This window comes from Arthrobacter citreus, assembly GCF_038405225.1.
Classification (GTDB): domain Bacteria; phylum Actinomycetota; class Actinomycetes; order Actinomycetales; family Micrococcaceae; genus Arthrobacter_B; species Arthrobacter_B citreus_A.
Genome location: NZ_CP151657.1, coordinates 3,693,619 through 3,714,440 on the forward strand (window position 1 = coordinate 3,693,619; position 20,822 = coordinate 3,714,440).

21 protein-coding genes and 1 other RNA gene are annotated in these 20,822 nt (G+C 65.9%); 7 read left to right on the top strand and 15 right to left on the bottom strand.

Annotated features, from left to right (window positions below):
• Positions 1 to 11: 11 nt before the first annotated feature.
• Complete coding sequence (locus AAE021_RS17160; protein WP_342023501.1) at positions 12 to 944, bottom strand: SMP-30/gluconolactonase/LRE family protein; 933 nt, start codon at positions 942 to 944, stop codon at positions 12 to 14.
• Positions 945 to 1,045: 101 nt separating this feature from the next.
• On the opposite strand from AAE021_RS17160, the gene AAE021_RS17165 reads away from it, so the two are divergent.
• A complete protein-coding gene (locus AAE021_RS17165; RefSeq protein ID WP_342023502.1) occupies positions 1,046 to 1,345 on the top strand; it encodes a hypothetical protein in 300 nt (99 codons plus the stop codon).
• A gap of 336 nt (positions 1,346 to 1,681) precedes the next feature.
• Positions 1,682 to 3,040, top strand: a complete 1,359-nt coding sequence (locus tag AAE021_RS17170) for an aromatic acid/H+ symport family MFS transporter (protein ID WP_342023503.1) — start codon at positions 1,682 to 1,684, stop codon at positions 3,038 to 3,040.
• A gap of 217 nt (positions 3,041 to 3,257) precedes the next feature.
• Here AAE021_RS17170 and AAE021_RS17175 read toward each other — a convergent pair whose 3' ends face one another.
• From AAE021_RS17175 to AAE021_RS17195, 5 genes are all read right to left on the bottom strand, one after another.
• Positions 3,258 to 5,660, bottom strand: coding sequence for a bifunctional salicylyl-CoA 5-hydroxylase/oxidoreductase (locus tag AAE021_RS17175; protein ID WP_342023504.1), 2,403 nt, complete (start codon positions 5,658 to 5,660; stop codon positions 3,258 to 3,260).
• Positions 5,661 to 5,696: 36 nt separating this feature from the next.
• A complete protein-coding gene (locus AAE021_RS17180) occupies positions 5,697 to 7,322 on the bottom strand; it encodes an AMP-binding protein (protein WP_342023505.1) in 1,626 nt (541 codons plus the stop codon).
• A 34-nt stretch (positions 7,323 to 7,356) separates the two neighbouring features.
• Positions 7,357 to 8,226, bottom strand: coding sequence for an acyl-CoA thioesterase (locus AAE021_RS17185; RefSeq protein ID WP_342023506.1), 870 nt, complete (start codon positions 8,224 to 8,226; stop codon positions 7,357 to 7,359).
• Complete coding sequence (locus AAE021_RS17190; protein ID WP_342023507.1) at positions 8,223 to 8,693, bottom strand: cupin domain-containing protein; 471 nt, start codon at positions 8,691 to 8,693, stop codon at positions 8,223 to 8,225. Before AAE021_RS17190 ends, AAE021_RS17185 begins: the two co-directional genes overlap by 4 nt.
• A gap of 78 nt (positions 8,694 to 8,771) precedes the next feature.
• Positions 8,772 to 9,623, bottom strand: a complete 852-nt coding sequence (locus tag AAE021_RS17195; RefSeq protein WP_342023508.1) for a fumarylacetoacetate hydrolase family protein — start codon at positions 9,621 to 9,623, stop codon at positions 8,772 to 8,774.
• 195 nt (positions 9,624 to 9,818) lie between these two features.
• Here AAE021_RS17195 and AAE021_RS17200 point away from each other — a divergent pair, with 195 nt between their 5' ends.
• Positions 9,819 to 10,220: a RidA family protein gene (locus AAE021_RS17200; protein WP_342023509.1), complete on the top strand. Its 402-nt coding sequence runs from the start codon at positions 9,819 to 9,821 to the stop codon at positions 10,218 to 10,220.
• Between the two features lie 169 nt (positions 10,221 to 10,389).
• Here AAE021_RS17200 and AAE021_RS17205 read toward each other — a convergent pair whose 3' ends face one another.
• Together AAE021_RS17205 and AAE021_RS17210 are read right to left on the bottom strand one after the other, a co-directional pair.
• Positions 10,390 to 11,256, bottom strand: a complete 867-nt coding sequence (locus AAE021_RS17205) for a PaaX family transcriptional regulator (RefSeq protein WP_342023510.1) — start codon at positions 11,254 to 11,256, stop codon at positions 10,390 to 10,392.
• 33 nt (positions 11,257 to 11,289) lie between these two features.
• Positions 11,290 to 12,012 carry a nucleoside/nucleotide kinase family protein gene (locus AAE021_RS17210; RefSeq protein WP_342023511.1) on the bottom strand — a complete coding sequence of 241 codons (723 nt, stop codon included), beginning with the start codon at positions 12,010 to 12,012 and terminating at the stop codon, positions 11,290 to 11,292.
• Positions 12,013 to 12,186: 174 nt separating this feature from the next.
• On the opposite strand from AAE021_RS17210, the gene ssrA reads away from it, so the two are divergent.
• Positions 12,187 to 12,557, top strand: a transfer-messenger RNA (tmRNA) gene (gene ssrA / locus AAE021_RS17215).
• A gap of 87 nt (positions 12,558 to 12,644) precedes the next feature.
• On the opposite strand, the gene AAE021_RS17220 is transcribed toward ssrA, so the two are convergent.
• Positions 12,645 to 13,001: a DUF4440 domain-containing protein gene (locus AAE021_RS17220; RefSeq protein ID WP_342023512.1), complete on the bottom strand. Its 357-nt coding sequence runs from the start codon at positions 12,999 to 13,001 to the stop codon at positions 12,645 to 12,647.
• Between the two features lie 95 nt (positions 13,002 to 13,096).
• Between AAE021_RS17220 and AAE021_RS17225 the strand changes: the two genes are divergently transcribed.
• On the top strand, positions 13,097 to 13,588 hold the full coding sequence (locus AAE021_RS17225; protein WP_342023513.1) for a hypothetical protein: 492 nt from the start codon (positions 13,097 to 13,099) through the stop codon (positions 13,586 to 13,588).
• An 823-nt stretch (positions 13,589 to 14,411) separates the two neighbouring features.
• On the opposite strand, the gene galK is transcribed toward AAE021_RS17225, so the two are convergent.
• From galK to AAE021_RS17240, 3 genes are all read right to left on the bottom strand, one after another.
• Entirely contained in the window at positions 14,412 to 15,569 is a 1,158-nt protein-coding gene (galK, locus tag AAE021_RS17230; RefSeq protein ID WP_342023514.1) for a galactokinase, read from the bottom strand.
• A complete protein-coding gene (gene galT / locus AAE021_RS17235) occupies positions 15,566 to 16,705 on the bottom strand; it encodes a galactose-1-phosphate uridylyltransferase (protein WP_342023515.1) in 1,140 nt (379 codons plus the stop codon). The genes galK and galT overlap by 4 nt, the downstream gene beginning before the upstream one ends.
• 104 nt (positions 16,706 to 16,809) lie before the next feature.
• On the bottom strand, positions 16,810 to 17,649 hold the full coding sequence (locus tag AAE021_RS17240; RefSeq protein WP_342023516.1) for an SDR family oxidoreductase: 840 nt from the start codon (positions 17,647 to 17,649) through the stop codon (positions 16,810 to 16,812).
• Positions 17,650 to 17,812: 163 nt separating this feature from the next.
• On the opposite strand from AAE021_RS17240, the gene AAE021_RS17245 reads away from it, so the two are divergent.
• Positions 17,813 to 18,046 carry a hypothetical protein gene (locus AAE021_RS17245; RefSeq protein ID WP_342023517.1) on the top strand — a complete coding sequence of 78 codons (234 nt, stop codon included), beginning with the start codon at positions 17,813 to 17,815 and terminating at the stop codon, positions 18,044 to 18,046.
• A gap of 100 nt (positions 18,047 to 18,146) precedes the next feature.
• Positions 18,147 to 18,485 carry a hypothetical protein gene (locus tag AAE021_RS17250; RefSeq protein ID WP_342023518.1) on the top strand — a complete coding sequence of 113 codons (339 nt, stop codon included), beginning with the start codon at positions 18,147 to 18,149 and terminating at the stop codon, positions 18,483 to 18,485.
• A 40-nt stretch (positions 18,486 to 18,525) separates the two neighbouring features.
• On the opposite strand, the gene AAE021_RS17255 is transcribed toward AAE021_RS17250, so the two are convergent.
• From AAE021_RS17255 to AAE021_RS17265, 3 genes are read right to left on the bottom strand one after another with little or no spacing between them, the layout of a single operon-like run.
• Entirely contained in the window at positions 18,526 to 19,377 is an 852-nt protein-coding gene (locus AAE021_RS17255; protein WP_342023519.1) for a hypothetical protein, read from the bottom strand.
• A 51-nt stretch (positions 19,378 to 19,428) separates the two neighbouring features.
• On the bottom strand, positions 19,429 to 20,082 hold the full coding sequence (locus AAE021_RS17260; protein WP_342023520.1) for an alpha/beta family hydrolase: 654 nt from the start codon (positions 20,080 to 20,082) through the stop codon (positions 19,429 to 19,431).
• 10 nt (positions 20,083 to 20,092) lie between these two features.
• Positions 20,093 to 20,719, bottom strand: a complete 627-nt coding sequence (locus AAE021_RS17265; RefSeq protein WP_342023521.1) for a TMEM175 family protein — start codon at positions 20,717 to 20,719, stop codon at positions 20,093 to 20,095.
• Positions 20,720 to 20,822: the final 103 nt, after the last annotated feature.

Consider the following 20,822-nt stretch of genomic DNA (forward strand, 5'->3'; position numbering starts at 1 on the left):
ACGCGGTTTAGCTAGGCGCGCAGAGCTGCCGCCGCGTCGGTCACCGTGGTGGCGATCCGGTACAGGCTGGTGGACGCGGTCAGATACAGGGTGGTCCCGTCATCGCCCCCGAAGCACACGTTGCTGACGGTCTCCGGCACCGGGATCTGCAGGATTCGGGTGCCGTCCGGGGAGAACACCTGCACACCGTCCTGCGACGAGGACCAGATATTACCGTGCACGTCCACCCGGAAACCGTCCGGAACGCCCGGATCCACCTCGGCGAAAACCCGTCCGTTGCGCGCAAAACGGCCCCCGACGACGTCGTACGCGTGAATCGCGTGGCCATTCAGGCGCTCGCCGCCGTCCATGGCCGGGGTGCCCCGGGAAGTGTCAGAGACGTAGAGGATGGATTCATCGGGGGAGAACGCCAGCCCGTTGGGCACCTCCACATCGATAACCGCCGGCGTCAGCTCGCCGCTGGCCGGATCGAAGCGGAAGACGTAACGGTCGCCGTATTCCTCCTCGCCCGGGTGGCCCTCCGTTTCCTTCTGGATTCCGTAGGAGGGGTCAGTGAACCAGATGGTTCCGTCGGACTTCACCACCACGTCATTGGGGGAGTTCAGCCGGTGCCCGTTGTAGGAGTCCACCAGCGTGGTGACGGCGGGGACGGCGTCGTCCGCAGTGCCGGTGTCCCGCTCAATGGCCCGCCGCCCGTGCGAGCACTGGATCACCGCTCCGGCTTGGTCCAGCGCCCGGCCGTTAGTGAACTCAGCCTCTGCCGCGTAAACCTCCAGATCACCCGTGGCCTCGCGGTATTCCAGGATTCGGTTGCCGGGGATGTCGCTGAAACGCACCGCGGACCGTGCCGGAATCCAGACCGGACCCTCCGCCCAGGCCGCGCCGGTGGCCACCTTCTCCAGAGTTGCGTCGTCAGCAAGCAGATTTACGGGCGTCGTCGTCATGCGCAGTCCTTTGGCGGGAGGGGAACGGATGTGGCCCCAGCTTAGACGCTGGCGCCGCGCTAGGCTGGAATCTGTTCCCAAGCCTTTAGGAGAAAACCACAGTGAGTGCCCTTCTGTCCTCCATCGTTTCCAGCGCCGGCCTGATCGGCGGCTACAAAACCGCCCGCGACACCGGCAACCGCCAGCTCGGCGGAGCGGTCCTCGCCGCCGCGGGTGCGGCCGCCTTCACGCTCTGGAAGCGCGACGCCGGCACCGGCACAGCCGCAGCGCTGACCGCCGGTTATGTGGCAGCCTTCGGCCTGTCCCACCCGCTGGCAAAGAAGCTCGGCGCCTGGCCGTCGGTTTTCACGGTCACTGCCGCCACGGCTGCCGCTTCCCTCATTTTTGGCCGCCGCCGCTAGAGCGCGCCGCCACTAGAGCGCGCCGCCACTAGAGCGCGCCGCCACGCAGCGGCACTGCGCTTGAAGGCAATGCAGTTAAATAGGCAGCCGCTGAAAATGCCGCTGCTGAAACGTCGGCCGCCTGAAAAGCCAGGCCGCTGCCAAGAGCAGCCGATCTCTACCCGGGGCCGGACAGGTTCGCTTGTCCGGCCCTTGGCCTGTCCTGGGACGGGAAGCGGGAGCCGCGGAACTGCCACGAAAAGAAGTCGCCCAAGATAAATCTGTTTATCTATTGTGACGATCGTCATAGTAGGTCAATATGGAGAGCGTCCCAGCACTGCGAGTTCGAGGAGCACCGTGGCTAAACAGGTATCGCCATCAACTGAATGGAACATTCCCCGCCGTACAACCGGCCTGGTGCTCTTTGCCTGCTGGCTGGCGATCCTCGCCGAGGGATACGACGTCGGCGTCCTCGGCGCCGTCTTGCCGGCGCTGGCCGAATACAAGGAATGGGATCTCTCGCCGCTTGAGCTGGGAGGCCTCGGCGCCTACGCCCTGGTGGGCATGCTCTTTGGCGCACTGTTCATCGGTACGCTCAGCGACATCATTGGGCGCAAAAAAATGCTCCTGCTGTCCATGGCCATTTTCACGGTCACCCAGGCGGGTGCCGCCATGGCGCCCACCCCCGAAATCTTCGGTCTCTTCCGCTTCCTGGGCGGCCTCGGCATGGGCGGAGTCATCCCCGTTGCGGCCGCGCTGACCATTGAATATTCCGCGCCCAAAAAGCGGTCCTTCAACTACGGCCTCATGTATTCGGGATATTCGCTGGGCATTGTCGCGTCGGCACTCGTCGCCATGGCGCTGCTGCCCAACTTCGGCTGGCGCGCAGTGGTGGCCGTGGGTGCCCTGCCCGTTCTCATCCTGCCGGTGGTTGCCTATCTGCTGCCGGAATCCCTGGAGTACCTGGTGTCGAAGGGGCGCATTACGCAGGCCAAGGCACTGGCCGCACGCCAGAACATCCCCAACTACAACCCCACGCCCCCGGCCCGCGGCGGGGCATCGATCCCCTGGCGCGAAGTCATGGCCACCATGTTCTCCCGCAAGTTCCTGCGTTCCACGGTGTTCTTCTGGATCTCCCTCTTCTGCGGAATGGTCCTGGTCTACGGACTGAACACCTGGCTGCCGCAGATCATGCGCAAGGCCGGTTATGACCTGGGTTCCTCGCTGACCTTCCTCCTGGTCTTCAGCCTCGCATCCGCAATTGGCGGCCTGGCCCTGGGCTATGCTGCGGACCGGGTTGGCCAGAAACTGATCCTGGTGGTCTTCTACGTCCTGGGTGCGGCCGGAATCCTGCTGCTGATGTTCCCGAACTCCATGGTGGTGAACCTGGCCTTTGTGGCGTTTGCCGGCATCGGCTCCATCTCCACATCCCTGGTCCTGACCGGCTACATCGCGGATTACTACCCCGCAGCCACCCGGGCCACGGCCACCGGCTGGGCGCTGAGTTTCGCCCGGATCGGTGCCATCTCCGGACCGATTATCGGCGGCTGGATTGCTGCTTCGGGCGTGCCGTTCGAGTGGAACTTTGCCGTCTTCGCCATTGTCGGCCTGATTGCCGCGGGAGCGGTGGCCCTGATTCCCAAGCGGGTTCCGCAGCTGGACGGGCTCGCAGCTGACGCCGGTGCAGCTCCCTCCGCCGAGGCAATGAAAGCCTAGAGCTTCGGGCCAAGCTGCAAGCCACGAAACAGGCCTCCGGGCGGCGACTCATTTCGAGCCGCCGCCCGGAGGCCTGTTGCGCTGCATCCACTCATCCCGGCAGTGCACCGGCAGTACTGAGACTGCACAAAGGGAAGTGCCCGCCCCGTGAGAGGCGGGCACTTCCCTTTGTGTACTGCTCCTTAGCCTGCCAGCAGCTTCTTCGCTTGTTCGTTTGTTAGCGTCTCGGCGTCAGCACCCCGGGCTGGACAGCACGGGCCTTCTGCGGCGTCCACCGCAGGTGCGTCGGCCCGGACTCCGCATCCGGCTCGCGGAGCAGCGACAGCCTCGGCCGGACGGCATCGGTGCGGGCGCTCGGCGGCTTCCGCCGACCCGCCTTGAACGGCAGCGGCCAGTCAGCGCCCGGACCCCGGTAGTCCTGCTCGGCAGCTGCCTGCAGGGTCCACTGCGGATTGTAGAGGTGGGTGCGGCCCAGGGCGCAGAAGTCGGCCCGCCCCGCGAGGAGGATGGAGTTGACATCGTCGTACGAGGACACGGCGCCGACGGCGATGACCGCAACACCGTCCGCCGCCGCCGCCTGGTTGCGGATCTTGTCCGCAAAGGGCGTCTGGTAGCTGCGGCCGAACGCGGGCTTCTCCTCTTTCGAAACCTGCCCGGAGGACACATCGATGCCGTCCGCACCGTGTCCGATAAACGCCCGGGCGATGTCCACGGCGTCGTCGTCGGTGTTGCCGCCTTCCACCCAGTCGGTTGCCGAAAGCCGGACCGTGAGCGGCCGTTCCGCCGGCCAGACGGCGCGCACCGCGTCGAAGACCTCCAGGGGATAGCGCAGCCGGTTTTCCAGGCTGCCGCCGTACTCGTCGGTGCGGCGGTTGGACAGCGGGGAGAGGAAGGAGGAGAGCAGGTAGCCGTGGGCTGCGTGCAGCTCCAGAAGGTCAAAGCCGGCATCCGCCGCCCGCCGCGCAGAGTCGGTGAACTCGGCCAGAATCCGGTCCATGTCGTCGCGGGTCATTTCGCGCGGCACGTTGCATCCATCCCCGTACGGCATGGCCGACGGGCCCACCACTTCCCAGCTGTCCTCGAGCGGAACGTCAATGCCCTCCCACATGAGGCGGGTGGAGCCCTTGCGCCCCGAGTGGCCAATCTGGGCACCAATCTTGGCCGTGGACTGCTGGTGGACAAAGTCCACGATCCGGCGCCATCCGTCACGCTGCTCATCCGAATACAGCCCGGTGCAACCCGGGGTAATGCGGCCAACGTCTGACACACAGACCATTTCGGTCATCACCAGCCCGGCACCGCCCAGCGCTTTGCTGCCCAGATGGGTGAGGTGGAAATCACCGGGATAACCGTCGACGGCGGAATACATGTCCATGGGCGAAACCACAATCCGGTTCTTGAGCTCCAAATTGCCGATCCGGCCCGCCTGGAACATCGCCGGGGCCACGTCTGCGGAACCGGCGGATTCCGCGAAGGACCGGTCCACCAGGGCAGCGAAGTCCGGATCACGCAGCTTGAGGTTGTCATAGGTGATGCGGCGGCTGCGGGTGAGCAGGTTGAAGCAGAACTGGACCGGTTCCTGCTGGGCGTACTGCCCGATGTTCTCGAACCACTCCAGCGAAGCCTGGGCCGCGCGCTGCGTGGACTCCACAACGGGGCGCCGCTCGGTTTCGTAGGCGGCCAAAGCAGCTTCCACATCGGGATGTTCATGCAGGCATGCGGCAAGTGCGAGGGAATCCTCCATGGCCAGTTTCGTGCCGGATCCAATGGAGAAGTGCGCGGTGTGGGCGGCATCGCCGAGCAGGACAATGTTGTTGTGCCGCCAGTTCTCATTCCGCACCGTGGTGAAGTTCAGCCACTTGGAGTTGTTGGACAGGACCTTGTATCCCTGGAGCTCGTCCCGGAAGATGTCCCGGATCCGGGCTATGGCCGCTTCGTCGCTGACTCCGGGCGGGAAAACATCGCCCTCGGTTTCGTCGAAGCCTGCTGCGCGCCAGACGTCCTCATGCATTTCCACGATGAAGGTGGAGCCTTCATCGGAGTAGGGGTAGCCGTGGATCTGCATGACCCCGTGCTCGGTGTCCTTGATGAAAAACTTGAAGGCCTCAAACACCTGATCGGTGCCCAGCCACATGTACTTGGAGCGGCGGAGGTCCAGGGACGGCTTGAAGGATTCGGCGTGGGCGGTGCGGACGGCGGAATTGAGTCCGTCAGCGGCCAGGACCAGGTCATGCGTGGCGCTCAGTTCCGCGACGTCGGGGGCGAGGGTGGAAAAGCGCAGGTCCACGCCCAGTTCGGCGCAGCGGCGCTGCAGCAGTTCCAGCAGTTCCTTGCGGCTCATGGCTGCGAAGCCCTGTCCGCCGATGGTGTGCTGTTCGCCGCGGAAATGAATGTCAATGTCCGTCCAGCGCGCGAACCGCCGGGACATGTAGTCGGCAATCGTGGTGTCCGCATTGCCGATCCCGCCGAGCGTCTCGTCCGAGAAGACGACGCCGAAGCCAAAGGTGTCGCTCGCGGCGTTGCGTTCCCACACCGTCACCTGGTGCGTGGGATCAAGCTGTTTCATGAGTGCGGCGAAGTACAGCCCTCCGGGGCCGCCGCCAACAACTGCGATCTTCATGGTGTGTCCTTTCTGGGCCGGAGAACCGGCGTGGAACTAAGCCTGGGCGGCGGTAAAGCCTTCACGGAGCTTGAAGTGCTGGAGTTTTCCGCTGGGGTTGCGGGGGAGTTCGGTGACAAAGTTGATGGCGCGGGGGTACTTATAGGGGGCAATGGTCTGCTTGACGAAGTCCTGCAGCTCCCGGGCCTTGGCATCATCAGCCGGCACCCCGTCCCGCAGGACCACAAAGGCACAGACAACGGTGCCGCGCTCCGGGTCGGGCCGGCCGATGACGGCGTTTTCCACGACGTCGGGGTGCTGGTTCAGGGCTGCCTCAACCTCGGGGGCGCCAATGTTGTAGCCGGAGGAGACAATCATGTCGTCCGAGCGTGCCTGGTAGAAGAAGTAGCCGTCCTCGTCCATGAGGAAGGTGTCGCCCGTGACGTTCCAGCCATTGACCACGTAGTTGGCCTGCCGCGGGTCATCGAGGTACCGGCACCCGGTGGGGCCAATGACGGCCAGGCGGCCCACTTTGCCGGGTTCGAGCTCCTCGTCGTTGTTCCCGAGAATGGTGGCCCGGAAACCGGGGATGGCCCGGCCGGTGGCGCCGGGACGGATGTCCGAGCCCGCCGCCGAGATGAACACGTGCAGCATTTCGGTGGAGCCAATGCCGTTGACCAGTTCCAGGCCCGTTGCCCGCTTCACTTCCTGCCAGGTGGCTTCGGGCAGGTGCTCGCCGGCGGAAACGGCAATGCGCAGCGGGGCCAGCAGGTGCCCCAGCCCTTCCTTGATGATGGCCCGGTACGCCGTGGGCGCCGTGAACAGAATGGTTGCACCCGCTTCCCGGCTCAGTTCGGCCAGCTCGGCCGGGGTGGTCCGCTCCGTCAGCAGCGTGGAGGCCCCAAACCGCAGGGGAAAGACCACCAGCCCGCCCAAACCAAAGGTGAACGCCAGCGGCGGCGAACCGGCAAAAACGTCATCCGCCGTGGGCTTGAGGATGTGCCGGGCAAAGGTGTCGGCATTGGCCAGGATGTCGCGGTGGAAATGGATGGTGACCTTGGGTGTGCCGGTGGTGCCCGACGTCGGGCCCAGGAGCGCGACGTCGTCGGCCGCCGTCTGCACGTTGGCGAACTCGCCGGATTTGGCCGCCGCTAGCGCCACCAGATCATCCTCACCGCCACCGCCGACCGCCGTCACCGGCAGGTCCTCGGCCGCCGCCTGCATATCAGTCAGGAACCGGTGGTCGCACAGCACAGCGGAGGGACGCGTCAGATCCACCAGCGTCCTGATTTCTCCGGCCCGCAGGGCGGGCATGGTGGTGACCACCACTGCGCCTGCCTTCAGGACGCCGAGCCAGCAGGCCACCAGCCACGGATTATTCGGTGCCCGCAGCATCACCCGGTTTCCCGGCACTACCCCGAGATCCTCGGTCAGGACCTGAGCCACCTGGTTGGCGCGCTGCAGCAGAAGGGCGTAGCTCCATTGAACTCCGTCCGGAGCGAGCAGCGCGGTCCGGCTGCCGCCGTGGACGGCAATCGTATCGTCGAGAAGCGCCTGGGCGGCATTGAGCCGATCCGGGTACTGCAGTTCGGGCAGGGGAAACTCCAGAACCGGCCACTGCTCCCTGGGCGGAAGGTGGTCGCGGGCAAAGGTGTCCTGGTGGGCCGAGGGGGAGAGTTCCATGGCGTCTCTTTCCATGTGGAGGGCTCGGGCAGGGTCAGCCACGGGGGCCGCGGATCATGCCTTCCTGGGCCACCGTGGCCAGGAGGTTTCCATCCCGGGTGAAAAAGCGGCCGGTGGCCAGCCCCCGGTTGTTTTGGGAGGAGACGGCATCCTGGGCATAGAGCACCCAGTCATCCACCCGCCCGTCGCGGTGGAACCACATGGAGTGGTCGAGGCTTGCGGTGGTCAGTCCCGGTGTGGCCCAGGCCAGTCCGTGCACCCGAAGCAGCGGCTCCAGGATGGTGTAGTCGCAGACGTAGGCCAGGGCGGCGCGCTGAATGGCCGGATCATCGGGCAGGGCGGCGAAGGCCTTGATCCACACGGCCTGCTGCGGTGCGGAGTTCCCGTCAAATTCCAGGTACAGCGGACCCGGAACATGGCGCATGTCGAAGCTGCGGCCCGTGGACCAGTACCGGGCGTTGTCGGTGTTCTGTTCTGCCAGGACCTCGGCGGCGCTGGACAGGGATTCCGGGTCGATGGCCGCGTACTCCGCTGGCATGTCCGGTGCGTAGGAGGGCCCCTGTTCGGGCACATGGAAGGAACCCAGGGCGGCGTAAACAGGTTTGCCGTTCTGGAACCCGCGCACCTGGCGGGTGGAGTAGCCGCGGCCGTCCCGCAGCAGTTCCACTTCGTACCGCACCGGAAGGCCAATATCCACCGGGCGGAGGAAATAGCTGTGCATGGAATGCAACCGGCGGTCTTCGGAAGCCGAGCGCATCATGGCCAGCGCGCCCTGCGCCACCATGTCTCCGCCGTAGGCCTTCGGCCACGGAACATACTGCGGCACTGCCGTGTAGGCCTGGTCAAAGACCTCAGCCTCCGTTGGCTTGAGTTCTATGGCCTGCAGGAAGATATCGGAGTTCATGACCGGCGGTATCCGTCCAGGGTTTCGTCCGGGACATCCTCCAGGTTGACCACAATGTTCTCGGGGGTGCGCGCCGTGAGCCAGACCAGCTCCTCGGTGACTGACATGTTGGCCTCCACATGGGGCATGAACGGCGGCACAAACACCCAGTCTCCGGCCTTCATGTCCAGGAACTGGCTGTAGTCCTCACCGAAGTAGATCCGCCCGTGGCCGCGCAGCACGTACCCGCCGGTCTCCGCCTCTCCGTGGTGGTGCGGCAGGGACCGGTAGCCCGGAACGTTGGAGACCTGGCCGAACCAGATCTTGGTGGCTGGGGTGTGCTGGATGCTGACGCCGGACACCCGGACGCAGTCCCCGGACTGCGCTGTGTTGGTGTCCTCCTCGCCGGCACGGGTGACTACGGGAACAACCTGCCCATCGGCGCCGGCGTAGATGGAGTTGTCTCCCTCGGTGCTGTACTCAATCATGGTGTCCTCTCGTGGCAGCGTGCTGCCGGTGGGTTGGAGCGGAGCCGGGGTTATGAGGCCACGCTGGTGGCGGTGCTTTTATGGCGTGTTCTTGATGCGGATGCGGTTTTCGAGCCGGCCGATACCGCCGACTTCAGTGGTGACGACGTCGCCGTCGGCCAGGTAGCGCGGAGGTTTCATCCCCATGCCCACACCGCCCGGCGTGCCGGTCAGGACGATGTCGCCGGGGCGGAGCACCGTGAACGTGGAGATATAGGAGAGCAGCTGCGCGGCGCTGAAGACCAGGTTGGCGGTGCTGCCGTGCTGCATGCGCTCGCCGTTGAGGAAGCAGCTGACGTCCACGCCCGCTTCGGGGTCCAGCTCGTCGGGGGTTACCAGGACGGGCCCCAGCGGAGTGGTGCGGTCAAACGCCTTGCCCTGGAACCACTGCAGGGTCCGGTTCTGCCAGTCCCGCATCGAGATGTCGTTGGCGGCCGTGTAGCCGGCGATGCCGGCTGCGGCTTCCGCCTCATCAGCTCCGCTGAGCATGGTGCCGACGACGACGGCAAGTTCGGCCTCCCAGTCAACGCTTTCACTGGCGGAGATCTCCAGGTCAGCCTCCGGGTCGGTGAGGGTGTCAGCGAACTTGACGAAAAGCGTGGGGTATTCCGGCAGATCGCGTCCCATTTCCAGGATGTGGTCGCTGTAATTCAGGCCACAGCAGATGACCTTGGCCGGAGTGGGCAGGGGATTGAGGAGCTCGACGTCGGCTTCGGATACCTTCCGCGAGCCGGCTTCCGGGGCTGCCGCCTGCCGGGCAGCCTCTTCCTGCCAGCCTTCGCGCTGCAGCAGGGAGCTGAGATCCGGTGCGTCCAGCAGCAGATAGTCTCCGTCCGGCAGGACGACGGCGGCCGTGCTGCTGTCGTGGATCCTGATCGTTGCAAGTTTCATGTGCTCTCCTCCGCAGGATGTCGCCGGCCGGCTGTCCGCCGGCGGGCCACGCTGCCCCTGTACCGAATATTTGCCCTGCTGAACGTATGTCGACTTTATGACCGGCGTCACGTACGCTCAATGTAGCACGGCTCACGTGGCTTGAACAGAGGTTTTCGGCGCGGATCAGCGCCCGCTCAGGAGGACAAAAACGTCATGGTTAACAAGGTCATCAATCCCGCGTCCCTGCCCAAGCCTTCGGGGTACGCCCACGGTGTTCTTGCCGGAAAAACCGTTTACCTCGGCGGCCAGACGGCACTGGACGCGGACATGCGGATTGTCGGGGGCGGGGTGGTGGAACAGTTCAAGCAGGCGTTCGGCAACGTCCTGGCCACCCTGGCGGAGGCCGGCGGCCGGCCGGAGGATCTCGTCTCGGTGACCATTTACTTGACCGACGTGGATGACTACATGGCCCACGGACGTGAAATCGGAAAGCTGTGGCGCGAGATGGCCGGCAGCGAGTACCCCGCCATGGCGGGAATCGGCGTGAGCCGGCTATGGCAGAAGGAAGCCGTCATCGAGATTCAGGGCGTCGCAGTCATTCAGGACCGCGGCTAGCCCGAAGGCGGCGGACGGCGGCGCCTGTGCCATTGACGGTTGGCGCCGCCGACGGAAAGACGATGGAAAGACGACGGACGCGCGCCGCCGACGGCTTAGCGCCGTCGATGGTTAGCGCCGCCGACCGCCCTGTGCTCAACCGCCCCGGAACGGGGCAGGCTAAGGGCTGTCAGGAAACGCCCTCGAGGATTGCCGTCGCGTGGTTCCTGGCCAGCGGACCCAGAAGGGAGTGCAGCCGGGAAAACAGTTCGTGGGCTTCCAGTGCGTTCCAGTCCTTGGACAACAACTCCACCGGCAGCCCGGGATCCAGGTACGGCAGTCTCCGCCATTCGGTGAGCAGCACCAAATGGTCCACGAACGCCTGTGCCTGCTGGTCCGGGCCGCTGTATTCACCCGCGGTCCACTTATCTAAAAGCGGCTGCTGGGCCCTGATGAACTCCGCGTATTGGCTCTGCAGGGCCGGAAGGTCCCACCACCGGGCAACGTTTTCCCGCATGTCGGTACTGCCTGCATGGTCCGCAGTGAAGAACTCCAGATACTCGCTGAGGCCCCGGCTGTCGAAGTAGGACAGCACCGCCGGACGCAGATGTCCCGGTGCAATCCACAGGCCGGGAGTTACCGCCCCGAAACCCATCCGCACCAGGGTACTGCGGATCTTGTGGCGGACGCTGCGTTGCGATTCCGGCACGGTGAAGGTGGCCAGCAGCCAGGGATCCCCCAGCTTTGCCCGCTGCGGATGGAAGATGCGCTCGTCGCCCTCTTGGAAAGTGGCGTCCAAACCGGCGGCCAGGGCATAACCGCTGCGGCCCTGCACCGTGACGCTGTCCAGCACACCGCGCTTTTTCAAGCGGGAGATGGAGGAACGGACCCCTGCGGGACCCACCCCGGCGTCCTGCAGCAGCCGGATGATGGCCGCCACCGGTATGCCGCCGCCGGGCGTCCTGGCGTAGAGGCCAAACAGGGTCACGATCAGCTGATGGTGCCGCGGTGCTGCCGGTTCCTGTTCATTCGCAGCTGCCGGCCGATCTGTGATCATTCGGCCATGCTACCGCTCCGGAGGCTACCCCCATCAATGCAGGGATGGGCCTGGGTTCTCCGGCAGCCGGACGGTGAGGTCCGCGAGCCGGGCGTAGCGGCGAACCGTGCCGGCATTGGTCTCGTCACTGCCCAGAGCCCATGTCTCCGCGTCCGCCGCGGACTTGCCGAAGTCCATGTGGCGGCGGATCAGACGCTCCCGGCGGATGTCATCCCCGGTCGCCAGGAACCACACCTCGTCCATGGCGGCCCGGGCGCGCGGCCACCGGCCATCCGGCAGCAGCAGGTAGTTGCCCTCCGTGATGACCAGGGGAACGTCGCATCGGATGGGCAGCGCCGACCCTATTGGTTCCTCAAGTTCCCGCCGAAAGTCCGGTGCATAAATCACCGGCTCCTGCGCCGTTTGGCGGCGCAGCCGTTCCAGCAGCGCCGCGTACCCGCCGTCGTCGAACGTGTCAGGAGCACCCTTGCGGCCGCGCCTGCCCAGCGCCTCCAGGACACTGTTCGCCAAGTGGAAGCCGTCCATCGGCACCAGGACGGCGGTTTCCGGCCCGAGTGCAGCCGCGAGCTCCGCGGCAACAGTGGATTTTCCTGCTCCCGGTGCTCCGGTGATGCCCAGAATCCGCCGGCCACCGCTTGAGGCCAGCAACCGTGCCCGTCCGGCCAGCTCGACGACGGTGGCCGGCGTTCCATCGACGGACCCGGTGGGTTCCGGCGCGGCCGGGCCGGTGCTGTTCGGGTGCGGTGAGTTGTCCATGCGGACATTCTCCGGCAGTTTTTCCGTGCCGGGGAATCATCACGGCGTGGTCGGCGTTATTATTTTCGGACGCGGGAACCACGGGTTGGCCGGAGCGAAAAATTCGGCCGGCGGTTCTGCGGCCAGTGGCAGCTGAAGAACCTGTTAGCTGCACGCATTTTGATAACTGCACACGGGGATGATCGGTTTCGACGATGTTTGCCGCGACAGGGGAAGCGGGCCGAGGATGCAGAGTTATCTCGCTAACGCTCTCTGCAAAAAAATAAGTGCCAAACCTATGCGCACTGACTTCGCCCTTGCTGCCTAAGCAGTAAGGCACAGTCCGTCAGCCCGGAGTTGCTCTCGCTCCGGTTTCTGGCGTCGTTTAGAGGGCCACTGCTGAACACCCAAGCCGTGAGGGTGTTCGGGACACTTTAACGGCTGGGCCCGGATCAGCCGCACGTCTGTACGACGGCTGGGGCCAAGAAAATCCGACGCAGACTGCGCCCGGAGAAGCCCTTTCAACACAGCATCGGACGGGGGTTCGATTCCCCCCATCTCCACCACCGGCATCTGCCGGAGTTCGAAGGCCTGCCCGGCAACGGGCGGGCCTTCGGCGTTTAACGGCGTTATCCCGGCCTGCTGAATGCCCCTTACTGGAATTCCGCCGGTATGACCGTTCCCTGGTGAAACCGCAGGCGTGGCGCCGCTGCCGAGGTATCCCACACCGAAGAGTGCCTGCTCTGCCTGGTCCCGTTGCGCAGCCGGTAGGTCACGAGGACAAGATCCTCGGACAGGTCAACGAAACCCCATTCGTCCGCTTCCGGGGCCGGGCGCCTGGCCTCTCCGGCCAGGGCAGCAATGACTTCGGCGCGTGTCCACTGCCGTCCCGAACGGCCAATTTCTCCGAATTCCGGATGCAGTAGTTCCTCCAGCCTGACTGCATTACCCCGGGTGGCGGACTCGAGAAGTTCCAATTCAGCGGCTTGAACCACGGCGTGTTTACTCATGGGATTAGTGTGCCGGATCCCGCACAATCTCCTAGGGTGGATTCCACAGAAAAACCAACAGGAACCAGGATGACCCCCCGGGCAAGGAGGCAATCATGACAGGACGCGGACGGACACTGCTCAAGGCGGCGGGAACCGGAGCGGCGGCGGGAATGGTGGGCGTGGCGGTGATGACCGCCGGTGAGAAGGCCGAGCAGCTGTTCACTTCCCGGCCCAATTCCTACGTGCCAGCCCGCACACTGCTGACCCTGCTGGGCAAAAAACCGGACGACGGCGAACACCCGCCCGTGTGGAATCACGCCATGCACTGGGGAACCGGTGCAGTGCTGGGTGCGCTGAGGGGCGTTTGGTCAGTGACCGGTATCCGCGGCCCGGTGGCCAACGGCACCCACACCGTGGTGCGGCTCGCCACCGACCAGACACTGGAGAATGCCACCGGGGCCGGGGCGCCGCCGTCGTCCTGGCCGGCCGGTGAAACCATCGTGGATGTGTGGCACAAGGCCGTGTATTCGTGGGTGACCGGGGTGGTCAGCGATGCGTGGATAGCGCCGGTGCTGGAATCGCGCCGGGGAACCACCAGTCACTGAGCGGTTCTGCCCCTCAAGCCACCCGGTAGCCGACCGGCGGCCGCCAACCCTGCGCGGTTCTGCCCCTCAAGCCACCCGCCCGGAGCGGCCGCCGCCAACCCTGCGCGGTTCTGCCCCTCAAGCCACCCGCCCGGAGCGGCCGCCGCCAACCCTGCGCGGTTCTGCCCCTCAAGCCACCCGGCAGCCGCCAACCCTGCGCGGTTCTGCCACCAAGTCACGCGCCGGCTGGCGCCGATGACCAGCCGGAGACCGTTCCCAGCCTTCCGACCTGGACCAGCCCGCCTCAGCTAACTGGACGGGATCTCTCGTGCAGATGAGGGGCTTTCCCGGGATCTATTGTGCAGATCAAGGGCTCAAAAGGGGCTTTTCGGGGTTCTTGGTCCCGTTATCTGCACGAAGGATTTCTTGATGCCCCGTTATCTGCACGAGAGATGGGCCGAGCGGGGTTCTAAGCCCGTTATCTGCACGAGAGATGGTGTTAGGAGGGACGAACCGGTCCGGGCGAGATCTCTCGTGCAGATCAGGGGCTTTCCCGGGATCTATTGTGCAGATCAAGGGCTCAAAAGGGGCTTTTCGGGGTTCTTGGTCCCGTTATCTGCACGAAGGATTTCTTGATGCCCCGTTATCTGCACGAGAGATGGGCCGAGCTGGGTTGTTAGCCCGTTATCTGCACGATAGATCGGCACCAGACACCGACGCGGTCGATCTGCTCCACAAACGCGCTCCCGAGGATCGTGGTGGGCGTCGATCGCGAGAGACCCGGCCGGACCTAGACCCGGCCGGACCTGGACCCGGCGGCCCCTGCGCCCGGCCGGACCGGGACCTAGACCTCCACCCGTCCCGCGCCGGCGGCAGGCAGCACCGTGAAGACTGCCGGAGCTGCGTAACCGGCCGCGGCAAAGGCACGGGAAACCGCATCAGTGACTGCCCCGGCGTCGCCGTCGGCCACCAGCGCGATGGCCGAACCGCCGAAGCCGCCGCCGGTCATCCGGGCACCGAGCGCCCCGGCGCCGAGAGCCGTTTCCACCGCAAGGTCCAGCTCGGGACACGAGATCTCAAAATCATCGCGCATGGACGCGTGGCTTTCGTTGAGCAGCGGGCCAAGGCCGCTCGGACCGGACTCCCGCAGGACGTCCACGGCGGCCAGCACCCGGGCGTTCTCCGTGACGATGTGCCGGACCCGCCGGAAGGTTTCCTCGTCCAGAACGTCTGCGGCACGGGCGAGATCATCAGTGCTGAGGTCGCGCAGGGCCGGAACTCCCATGGCTTTGGCCCCCTTCTCGCAGGAGGCACGGCGGGAGGCGTAGCCGCCAGTGGAGTGCTCGTGGCTGACCTTGGTGTCAATGACCAGCAGGGCAAGGCCGCTGCCGGCCAGATCCAGCGGCACCAGCTGGGCTTCCCGGCTGCGGCAGTCCAGGAAGACTGCGTGTCCTTCCTCGCCGAGCAGGGACGCGGACTGGTCCATGATTCCGGTGGGTGCGCCCACCATGAGGTTCTCCGCGCGCTGGCCCAGCGCGGCCAGCTCGGGTCCGGTCAGGCCGGCCTCAAAGAGGTCATTGGCCATAACCGCCACGGCGCATTCCAATGCGGCGGAGGAGGACAGTCCCGCACCAACCGGTACGTCCGAATCCAGGAGTACGTCCACGCCCGGGACCTTAACGCCATGGTCCTCGAAGGCCCACAGTACGCCCAGCGGATAAGCGGCCCAGCCCTCGATGCTGCCCGGCGCAAGATCTTCCAGGTGCGAACTGGCCGTGCTTCCTCCGCCAAAGGCGGAATGGACGACGGCGGTGCGGTCGGTGCGCGGTGCCGCAGCAACCGACGTCGTGCGGTTGATGGCGAAGGGCAGCACAAATCCGTCGTTGTAATCGGTGTGCTCCCCGATCAGGTTGACCCGCCCGGGAGCGGACCAGATGCCCGCCGGCTCCCGGCCGAAGCGGTCGGTGAAGGCAGCGGCAAGTTCGGGCGTGGAGAGGGTCATGACAGGGCCTTTCCGGCATGCTGCACCTTGGCGGCGGGGGAGGGGACGGCGCGCAGGGCTGCTGCCACCTGTTCAGGAAGAGTGTCGTTGATGAAGGCGCCCATTGCCGCTTCGGAGCCGGCTAGGAACTTGAGCTTGTCCTCGGCCCGGCGGGGTGAGGTCAGCTGCAGGTGAAGGCGGCTCGACGGGCGGAAGCGGGAATCCAGCGGGGCCTGGTGCCAGGCCGCGATGTAGGGAGTGGGCGTGGAGTAGAGCCCGTCGACGCGGGCCAGCAGGTCAAGGTAAACGGACGTCAGGTCGTCGCGCTCGGCGTCGTTCAAGTCGGCCAGGTCCGCCACTTGGCGGTGCGGAACCAGGTGAACTTCCAGCGGCCACCGGGCGGCAAAGGGCACAAACGCACTGAAGTGGCGGCCTTCGAGGATCATCCGTTCGCCGGAACTGCGCTCCGCGTCCAGGGCCGCTCCCAGGAGGGTTTGCTGTCCGCCGGAGGCCTCATGGAAGGCCGCGGCCTGCTGCGCCATGACCGCGGAGCGGGGAGGAATGAACGGGTAGGCGTAGATCTGGCCGTGCGGATGCAGCAGGGTCACGCCGATATCCGCTCCGCGGTTCTCGAAGCAGAACACCTGCCGGATGCCCTCCATCGCTGAAAGCGCCTCCGTGCGCTGCGCCCACGCGTCCACCACCGTGCGGGCGCGCTCGTGGGACAGGGACCCAAAGGATCCCTCGTGCGCGGAGTCGAAGGCCACCACTTCGCAGCGCCCGTACGCGGGCGCCGTCGCACCCCAGGCCGGATTGTCCGGAAGGACACCCAAGTCCGGGCCGAAGGACGGAAAACGGTTCTCGAACACCACCACTTCATAGTCTTCGGCCGGGATTTCCGAGGCGCGCGACGGCGAGGAGGGGCACAGCGGGCACTGATCGGCGGGCGGCAAATGGGTGCGCGACTGGCGGTGCGCAGCAACGGCAATCCATTCTCCGGTCAGGGCATCAAACCGTGCGGTGCCGCTGCCGGGCCGGGGAGGCAGCCCCCGGCTGTCGGCGGGGGCTGCCGCGCGCCGGCGGGCGGCCTCGCTGGATGCGTCAAAATAGATGAGTTCCCGGCCGTCGGATAGCCGCGTGCTGGTGGAGACTGTCATGAATTCCTTAGTCGGCCGGTCGCTGGAATTCACAGACTATCCCAAGCCGCCGGGCCAAACGCGGGGTGTGACAGGGCCCGGCGGAACCCGCCGCCGCGGGACGGCTACAGGATGGGGCGGCCGCCCGTCACGGCAACGCGCGCGCCCGAAATGTAGCTGCCGTCGTCGGATGCCAGAAGCACATACACCGGGGCCAGTTCCGCGGGCTGTCCGGGACGTCCCAGCGGTGTGTCGGAGCCGAAGGAGGCCACCTTCTCCGGCGGCATGGTGGCGGGAATCAGCGGGGTCCAGATCGGTCCCGGGGCCACGCTGTTCACCCGGATGCCCTTCTCGCCCAGGAGCTGCGCAAGGCTGGCGGAGAAGTTGGCAATGGCCGACTTTGTGGCGGCATACGGCGCGAGAGTGGGGCTGGGCATGTCCGAGTTCACCGACGAGCTGCCGATGATCGAAGACCCCGGAGCCATGTGCGGCAGCGCGGCCTTGACGAGGTAAAACATCGCATTGATGTTGACCTTGAAGGTGTACTCCCACTCCTCGTCGGAAATCTCCTCGAGCGTCTCGTGGTTCATCTGGTAGGCGGCGTTGTTCACGAGGATGTCGACCTTGCCGAACTCGCGCACTGCGGTGTCGATGACCTTGCGGCACTGCTCGGCCGTGTCCAGGTCGCCGGGAACCAGCACGGCGCGGCGGCCGGCTTCCTCCACCCAGCGGGCCGTTTCTTTCGCGTCGTCGTCCTCGTTCAGGTAGGAAATGACGACGTCGGCGCCCTCGCGCGCATAGGCGATCGCGACCGCACGCCCGATGCCGCTGTCGCCGCCGGTAATCACGGCGGTCTTGTCCGTGAGCTTGCCCATCCCTCGGTATGTTTTTTCGCCGCAGTCCGGGGTGGGGGTCATCTGGCCCTGGGTGCCCGGGGTGTCCTGCTGCTGTTCCGGCTGGTTCATGACGGTCCTTTCACTGGAAAAGTGCTAAGCAGGCTTATAATCTAGTGGTGCCGGCCGTCGTTGTGAAGCCCCGCTTTCGGCTCCTTCGAACCCGGTCGGCGAGACCAGGACAGCCTCCACGCTGCTGTCCTGAAGCAGCTGCGATCAGCAAAGGAGAAGGATGATGCCCACCGCAGATGACCGTTCCGCCATGCCGGCGCAGAACGAAGCCGATGCCCTGGAACAGCAGGCTCCCGCGGTCCCGGAGGCGCAGGAGGACGCCGGAATCCAGGACCCCGTGCGGGCGCACGGAGATCCGCTGCGGCCGGAGGGCTCGGAAGCTGACCGGCTTGAGCAGGACGCCGACGGCGGGATGGCTCCCGATGAAGACGACTATCCCCGCGGCGGTGCCGGCTAGGGGCGGCAGTTCCGCCGTTTCCCCAAGCGCCGTCTGATGCTGCCGACATGCAAGACATCGAAACCGCCCCGACACCGGAGCCCGACACAGGAGGAAGAAGATGACTGACTCACCCGCTCACGAGGACCTGCAGCTGCCCGGTTTTGACCACGTTCCACTCGGTTCCCTGCCGTCCCGGATCCACCCCCTCGATGAGGCCGGAGTGTCCGGACTGCTGGCATACGAACGGGCGCATGGGAATCGGCTGCCCGTCATCCAAGTCCTTGAACGCCGGCTCGAGGCGCTGCGCAACGGTGAAGAGCCGAGCGGATCGGTTCCGGAGGACATGCCTGAGGTAACGCAGAATCAGCAGGGTTCCAAGGTTTCTCCGGCGACCACCGGCCCCAAGATTAATCCGCCGTCGCAGGGTGACCCCACCAATCCGGCGCAGCCGCGCTAGGAACCTGCTGCCCGGCGTGGCACTGGCCAGCGATGCCGGCTCAGGCGGCCCGGCCCGCTGACGCGCGCGGGTGCTGGTGTGCTCCGTGGGGGTGCACGCCGAGGCCTTGCCGGGTGTGGTTTTGAAGGTCAGCGATTGCCTGGTCGGGAAGATCGATGATGCCCCGCAGCGAACCACGCAGGCTGCGGTAGGCGGCCTCGACCTCGGAGGGGGTGGCAGCGCCGTCCAGGATGATGTTCAGCGCCTGCCGGGCTGTGGCCAGCTTGCTGCGCTCGGCGTCGCTGAGCTTTGACTGACCGCAACGCCTGGCGTACTTTTCGGCGGTGATGAGGGCAACCTCGAAGCGGTCCACGGCACGGTGGAGCTTCGATCCCTCGGCGTGGCCGCGGCCGATGTCCAGGGCTTCCGCCTCGGCCGCGCGGATGCCCTGCATGGCCACGATGACGTCGCGGATCACTGGGTCCGAGTAGTCGGTCATGACCGGGTAGTCGATCATGAGCGACACATCGGTTTCGTAGCGGGACCACTTCACCAGGAGCTCGTCCCGGCGCTGGTGCAGCCGGCGCCAGGACTCCACCCGGGCCGCGGCGTCGTCGCGCCGGTTCCGCTCCCGGCGTGCCCGGCGCTTGAGTCCGCGCACGCCCAGGGCCAGCAGCACCACCGCGCCGATGAACAGCGACGGTGCGATGAACACTCCAAAGAACGACAGGATCGATGGCCCGTCGTCGAAGTCCCGGTAGGAATCGGAGCCGTCCATCATCTCGGAGGATTCGGAGAAGACCCAGTCGATCATCTGGAAGGCGCCGTAGCCCAGGACCGCCACCAGGCCGGCAGTAAAGGCCGTGAAAATCAGAGCAGCCACCGCGACTTTTTTCGCCAGTCTCTTCAGCATGGCGCTAGCTTACCGAGTGCCGGGCCGCCGGCACAGGGGCCGCCGGGTATCTCACACGAACGCCAGGACCGGCTCGGCCAACCCGCCGCCGATCTGCTCCGGAGGGCGCTTGTTTCCGCGGACCTCAAAGGAGTGGTTGCCGCCCTCGATCCGCTGGACAACGGCGTTGGGCCCAATGCGCTCAGCCACGGGTTCCAGCTCTCCGGGCAGCGCGAAGGGGTCCCGGGTTCCCTGCAGGAACAGCATCGGCAGGGTCAGTCCGTACAGATGTTCGTCGCGCATCTTCTCCGGCTTGCCCGGCGGGTGCAGCGGATAGCCCAGAAGGATCAGTCCCGCCGTCGGCATGCCTTCAGCGGCGGCCATTGATGCCATCCGGCCACCGAAGGATTTTCCGCAGGCCCACAGCGGCAGGCCGGCCGTGCGTGCTGCTGCAGCATCCATGACGTCACGCCACGCCTGGATGGCGGCCGGAGGGCGGTCCGGAAACTTCTTCCCGGCCTCGCGGTACGGGAAGTTGAAACGCAGCGTGGCTACTCCGCCTTCATTGAGCGCATCAGTGAAACCGGTGAGGAAGGGATGGTCCATTCCGGCCCCGGCCCCGTGTGCGACGACGACGGCGGCAGTGGCGTTCGGGGGTGCGGCGAAGGCGGCGGAGACTTCGGTTCCGCCTGTCGACAGGAGGAACTGTTCGTACTGGATGGGCATGTCCTTCAATTTACGCGGCCCGCAGCACACGGGCAGCCAACCGCTCCACAGGACGCTGCAGGAACAGGAGCAGCAGTGCCCAGAGTCCCACGCGCGGAAATCCGAGGGCGACTGCCAGGGCAAACGCCATAAGGGCCGTCAGAGATGCAGCAGGAAGAACCCGCGCAGGCCGGGCGTCAGCTGCGGCAAGGCCGGGTGTGCGGCTGATGATCATTTGCTGGATGAGGGCCGAGGCGCTGGTGAGAAGCATTGTCCCGATATAGAGGCCGTTGGTTAGCCTGCCGTCCTGGCCGCCGCTGTCAAGCAGCTGGGTGGGGAACGGCAGGAACACGAGGCTGAGCAGCCACAGCAGGTTGGCCCAGACAAGTGCCGGGGTGAAGCCGGAGATGCTTTCGTACGTGTGGTGGTGGCCCAGCCAAAACCGGAAAATCACCACAAAGCTCAGGGCAAACGCAAAGAGGCTGAAGGAGTTCTCCGCCAGGAATGCTCCGGGGGACTGACCGCCGGCGGCCGCGGCCCCGGTCACCGGCGGGAGGATGAGCAGGGTCATCGCGATGGCCACAACGGCGTCAATAAAACCGAGCAGGCGGCCTGTCCCGGCACGGACAGGCCCGGAATCCGCCGGCAGCTTGGCCATGGCCCACCGTCTTTCACGCCGCCGGAATGTGCAGCCAGCCTAAGCGCCACCCGGGAGCGTGAGGAAGACCGGACTATGAGTGGACGTTCCGGCCGCCGCAAAA